General features: G+C 66.3%; 4 protein-coding genes, 1 pseudogene and 1 riboswitch. Of the genes and pseudogenes, 3 read left to right on the forward strand and 2 right to left on the reverse strand.

The features are described from left to right. Window positions 1-255: 255 nt before the first annotated feature. Complete coding sequence (gene thiB, locus EN780_RS27090; RefSeq protein WP_128275830.1) at window positions 256-1260, reverse strand: thiamine ABC transporter substrate binding subunit; 1005 nt, start codon at window positions 1258-1260, stop codon at window positions 256-258. A 43-nt stretch (window positions 1261-1303) separates the two neighbouring features. Further along, window positions 1304-1417: riboswitch (TPP riboswitch) on the reverse strand. Between the two features lie 101 nt (window positions 1418-1518). Between thiB and EN780_RS27095 the strand changes: the two genes are divergently transcribed. The 3 genes from EN780_RS27095 (at window position 1519) to EN780_RS40855 (ending at window position 4295) form a co-directional block, all read left to right on the forward strand. After that, window positions 1519-2163, forward strand: coding sequence for a thiamine diphosphokinase (locus EN780_RS27095; protein ID WP_128275831.1), 645 nt, complete (start codon window positions 1519-1521; stop codon window positions 2161-2163). A 1-nt stretch (window position 2164) separates the two neighbouring features. Next, window positions 2165-3985 (forward strand): ABC-F family ATP-binding cassette domain-containing protein, encoded by a 1821-nt coding sequence (locus EN780_RS27100; RefSeq protein WP_128275832.1) that lies wholly within the window; start codon window positions 2165-2167, stop codon window positions 3983-3985. 154 nt (window positions 3986-4139) lie between these two features. Beyond that, window positions 4140-4295 carry a type II toxin-antitoxin system CcdA family antitoxin gene (locus EN780_RS40855; protein ID WP_245500154.1) on the forward strand — a complete coding sequence of 52 codons (156 nt, stop codon included), beginning with the start codon at window positions 4140-4142 and terminating at the stop codon, window positions 4293-4295. A gap of 65 nt (window positions 4296-4360) precedes the next feature. Here the strand turns inward: EN780_RS40855 and EN780_RS27110 are convergent. Next, window positions 4361-5175, reverse strand: a pseudogene (locus EN780_RS27110) (hypothetical protein); the annotation flags it as partial.

The raw sequence follows: 5175 nt of genomic DNA on the forward strand, positions 1-5175 counted from the left end.
GTGGGGGAACCACCTGGAAACCGCCGCAGCGGACACAGGAAAGAGGATCGCGTGCAAGCATCGTCTTGATGCGCGCCAAGGTCGACCCCCACTCCGTCGAGCTTCGCTCGCCACCTCTCCCCCGATCGACGGGGGAGAGGAAGGATGCCAAGTCATCCGAGCCGGCGCCTGTCCTCAGCGGCAAAGGCTCCCTTCCGAAGATTGTGTGATCTCTCCCCCCTTGCGGGGGGTGGCTTGGCGCAAGCATCGAAAAACCTACTTGCTCATCGCCGCCAGCCATTCGTCCACCCAGGCCTTGCGGTTGGCGGCGACCTCTTCGGCGCTGAACAGCAAGGTCTTGGTCGGCTTGATCAGTTTGTCGAAGGCCGGATTGAGCGGCTTGTCGGTCTTGCCGGCCGGGAACATCCAGTTGGTTTCGGGGATGACATCCTGGAATTTCGGGCCGGTCATGAAGGCGATGAACTTTTCCGACAGCGGATTCTTCGCCCCTGTCGTGGTGATGCCGGCAACCTCGATCTGCAGATATTCGCCCTCCTCGAAGGACGCGGCCTGGTAGCGCTCGGTGTTTTCCGCGACCATGTGGTAGGCCGGCGAGGTGGTGTAGGACAGTACCATCGGCGCTTCGCCCTTGGTGAACAGGCCATAGGCCTCGCTCCAGCCCGGCGTCACCGTCAGCACCTTGGGCTTGAGCTTGGCCCAGGCTTCCGGCGCCTTGTCGCGATAGACCGACTTCACCCAGAGCAGCAGGCCGAGGCCGGGCGTCGAGGTGCGCGGATCCTGGATGACGATCTTGTCGGTGGCGCTGCCCTCGACCAGTTCCTTCAGGCTCTTCGGCGGGACTTTCAGCTTTTCGGTGTCGTAGACGACGGCGAAATAGCCGTAGTCGAACGGCACGAACGTGTCGTCGCTCCAGTCGCCGGGGACGTTGAGGCCGGACACGCCGCCATGCGGTGCGAACAGGCCGCTCGCCTTGGCTTCCGCCGTCAGGTTGGTGTCGAGGCCGAGCACGATGTCGGCCTTGGTCGCCGCGCCTTCCAGCTTGACGCGGTTGAGCAACGCCACGCCGTCGGCGACCGAGACGAATTCGAGATCGCAGCCGCATTCGGCCTCGAATTCCTTCTTCACCGCCGGGCCTGGCCCCCACTCGGCGGTGAAGCTCTCATAGGTGTAGACGGTGAGCTTGTCCTTCGCGGCCGCAGGGCCCGCGAGAAGCGAAACCAGGCCGGTGGCCAGAACAAGGTGGGATAAGAGCGTGCGCATCGGCGCCTCCTTCGTTGGTGTTGAAAGGAATTGAGGCGTCGGATGTTCCGAAACGTCTAATCCCTCCGCCGGTACAAACCGGATCAGGTTCAGCGGGTTGGCGATTGCCTCTCAGCCGGCCCGCGAAAACCCGCGTCCGGCACCCCGTTAGAGCGTTTCGACACATAGGCCCGGCCACGGCACCGCGCAAGCGGAAGTTTGCCGGGTTTCCAAGGCGCCGCTTCCGTTTCGCCGGCGAGGCTGATAAGGGCGACGCCCATGGGCACATTCACCATCCTGCTTGGCGGCGACCTCGTCCGCACGCCTAGGCTCGACAGCCAGCTCGCCGGCGCGCGCGTCATCGCCGCCGACGGCGGCATCGGCCATGCCCGCATGCTGGGCCTGACGCCCGAGCTCTGGGTCGGCGATTTCGATTCCGTGCCGGCGGACTTGCCGCATGATCTGGCCGCCGTGCCGCGCCAGGTGTTTTCGGCCGAGAAGGACAAGACGGACGGCGAATTGGCGATCGCCGCGGCGCTCGAGCGCGGCGCCACCGGCCTGGTGCTGGCCGGCGCCTTCGGCGGCAAGCGCGCCGACCACGCCTTCCTGCATCTGGCGCTCGCCGTCCGCCTGGCCGAAGCCGGCATCAGCGTGCTTTTGACCAGCGGCGCGCAGGAGGGCATCCCCCTTCTGCCGGGCAAAGCCGGCTTCGACTATGCCGACGGCACGCTGTTTTCAGTGCTCGGCTTTTCCGATCTTTCCGGCCTCAGCGTCACCGGCGCCAAATGGCCGCTCGACCATGTCGAGGTGGCGTTCGGCTCGTCGCTGACTATATCCAACGAGGTCAAGGGGCGGCTTGAGGTCGCTCTCGGCCACGGCCGCGCGCTGCTGCTCGCTCACCCCTATCCTCTTCCTGAAAGCTGACATGGCCCCGCCTCTTCTCAATCTCGACGGGATAAGACTGACCTTCGGCGGCACGCCGCTGCTCGACGGGGCGGCACTCAGCGCATCCGCCGGGGACAAGATCGCGCTGGTCGGCCGCAACGGCTCCGGCAAGTCGACGCTGCTCAAGATCGCCGCCGGCATGATCGAGCCGCAGGACGGCGAGGTGTTCCGCCAGCCTTCGGCGACGGTGCGCTACCTGCCGCAAATGCCCGACATGGATGGCTTCGCCAATGTGCGCGCCTATGTCGAGGCGGGGCTCGGGCCGGCCGACGATCCCTACCGCGCCACCTATCTGATGGAGCATCTCGGCCTCACCGGCGAGGAGCGGCCGAACGACCTGTCCGGCGGCGAGGCGCGCCGCGCCGCCCTTGCCCGCGTCATGGCGCCGGAGCCCGACATTCTGCTGCTGGACGAGCCGACCAACCATCTCGACCTGTCGGTGATCGAATGGCTGGAGGAGGAGCTTGCCCGCACCTCCTCGGCGGTGATCCTGATCTCGCACGACCGCCGCTTCCTCGAGCGCGTGTCGCGCGCCACCGTCTGGCTCGACCGCGGCCAGACCAAGCGGCTGGACAAGGGCTTTGGCCATTTCGAGGAATGGCGCGACCAGGTGCTGGAAGAGGAAGAGCGCGAGCAGCACAAGCTCGGCCGCCAGATCGTGCGCGAGGAGCACTGGCTGCGCTACGGCGTGACCGCACGGCGCAAGCGCAACATGCGACGGCTCGGCGAGTTGCAGACCATGCGCCAGCGTTTCCGCAGCCATCGCGGCGCCGAGGGCACTGCCACCCTGGTGGCCAGCGACGCCGCCGAGTCCGGCAAGCTGGTGATCGAGGCCAAGAGCATCGAAAAGAGCTTCGGCGACCTCACCGTGGTCAAGGGTTTTTCTACCCGCATCCAGCGCGGCGACCGCGTCGGCCTGGTCGGGCCGAATGGCGCCGGCAAGACGACGCTACTGAAGATGCTGACCGGCGAGCTGGCGCCGGACGCCGGCAACGTGCGGCTCGGCGTCAATCTCGAGATCGCCACGCTCGACCAGAAGCGCGAGGCCGTCGATCCGCAGGAGACGCTGGCGCATTACCTCACCGACGGGCGCGGCGAGAACCTTCTCGTCAATGGCGAGCAGCGCCATGTCGTCTCCTACATGAAGGACTTCCTGTTCAAGCCGGAGCAGGCACGCACGCCGGTGCGCGAGCTTTCGGGCGGCGAGCGGGCGCGCCTGCTGCTCGCCCGCGTTCTGGCCAGGCCGGCCAACCTGCTGGTGCTCGACGAACCGACCAACGACCTCGACATGGAGACGCTGGAACTGCTGCAGGAACTGGTGGCCGGCTTCGCCGGCACCGTCATCCTGGTCAGCCACGATCGCGATTTCCTCGACCGCACCGTCACCAGCGTGATCGCACCGGATGGCGGCGGCCGTTGGATCGAATATGCCGGCGGCTATTCCGACATGCTGGCGCAGCGCGGCGGCTCGAAGCTCGAAGACCGCAAGGCAAGGCCAAGGGCGGAGGCCAGCGAAACGCCCGCCGCAGCGAGATCTGAAACGGCCGCGCCGAAAGGCCCGGCGAAGAAATTGTCGTTCAAGCAGAAATTCGCGCTGGAATCGCTGCCAAAGAAGATCGAGGCAGTCACCGCCTCGATCTCCCGGCTGGAGAACAACATCGCCGACCCCTCCTACTACGAGCGCGATCCGGCCTCGTTCCAGAAGACCATCGCCGCCCTCGACAAGGAGCGGGTAACGCTCGCGGCGCTGGAAGAGGAGTGGCTCGAACTGGAGATGCTGCGGGAAGAGATGGAGGGGTGAGCGGCAATCAACGCCGCCTCGCTGCCGTAACCGTACAATGCGCATATACGCATGTTGCGGAGGCCATCATGCGCAAGATACCGCGAACGCGGTTCGTCAGCCGGCAAATCTGTCGATCGATTCACAGCTCATGAAGGGAGCGAAGGGGCTCACTGTGAACGTCTCGCGAGCCGCCGAAGCCGGGATAGCCGAAGCGGTCGCCGCCGAGAAAACGCCACTATGGAAGCTTGAGAACCGCGCCACCATGGATGCTTGGAACGACTATGTCGACAAGCATGGCGTTCCGCTGAAAGAACATCGGCAGTTCTGATGTCACGCTACGACGTCTTCGCCGCCAGGCTGTTCCAAGGCTTCTGAGCCGACGACAGCCCTTCCTCATCCCGACGTTTTCGCCTGCCAGGCTTTCAGCGCCTCGTCGAACACCTTCTCGCCGGGAATGCCCTTTTCCATGGTGAGCAATGCCCGCCGTCCGGTCTTGTAGACGACCGGAACGTCGATCCAGTCCTGGCCCCTGAGCAGCGTCAGATTGGCGTCCTCGTCGGCCTTGGTGTCGTTCAGCGCAACAAGGAAGAAGCCGTCTGCGATCTTGGCCGGGATGCCGATCAGCGGGCTGCCGGCATCCTGTTCGGAGCTCTTCATGGCGATGCGCAGGATGTTGTCGACGCCGCCGCCGTCAAACCCTTCCGGCGTCAGGAAGATCATCTCGATGATGTGGCTGGCCGGCAGCGTCTGGTCGGTGTTGCGCCTGATAGTCATGCGCAGCTGGATGTCCTTGCCCGGAATGGTCGCCTCGGCGCGGATCGCCGGTTCCGGCGGCAGGTCGCCGCCCGGCGATTCCTGCACCAGCGACCAGACGATGTTGCCGGGCTCGGCCGAGCCCTGCTGGGTGCTGGTGCGCTCTTCATAGAAGATCGCCTTCTGGCCGACCGGCAGCGCGGTTTCGGTTGGCGCGGCGGCCGGTGCAGCTGGCGCAGCGCCAGCGGCCGGTGCGACGCCGGTTGCCGGCGCGGGCTGTGCGCCGGAGGGCGGTGTTGGCGGAGCAGCGGCCGCATCAGCCGGCGCTGCGGGAGCGGCAGCATCGGCGGGCGCGGCAGGTGCGGCAGCATCGGCCGGCGGCGTTGCACCGGGCGCGGGAACCGCGGGTGCGGCGGTAGCCGCTGCCGGCTGGCTGACTGGCGGCGGAGCGGCTG

Source organism: Mesorhizobium sp. M4B.F.Ca.ET.089.01.1.1 (assembly GCF_004022605.1).
GTDB classification, from domain to species: domain Bacteria; phylum Pseudomonadota; class Alphaproteobacteria; order Rhizobiales; family Rhizobiaceae; genus Mesorhizobium; species Mesorhizobium abyssinicae.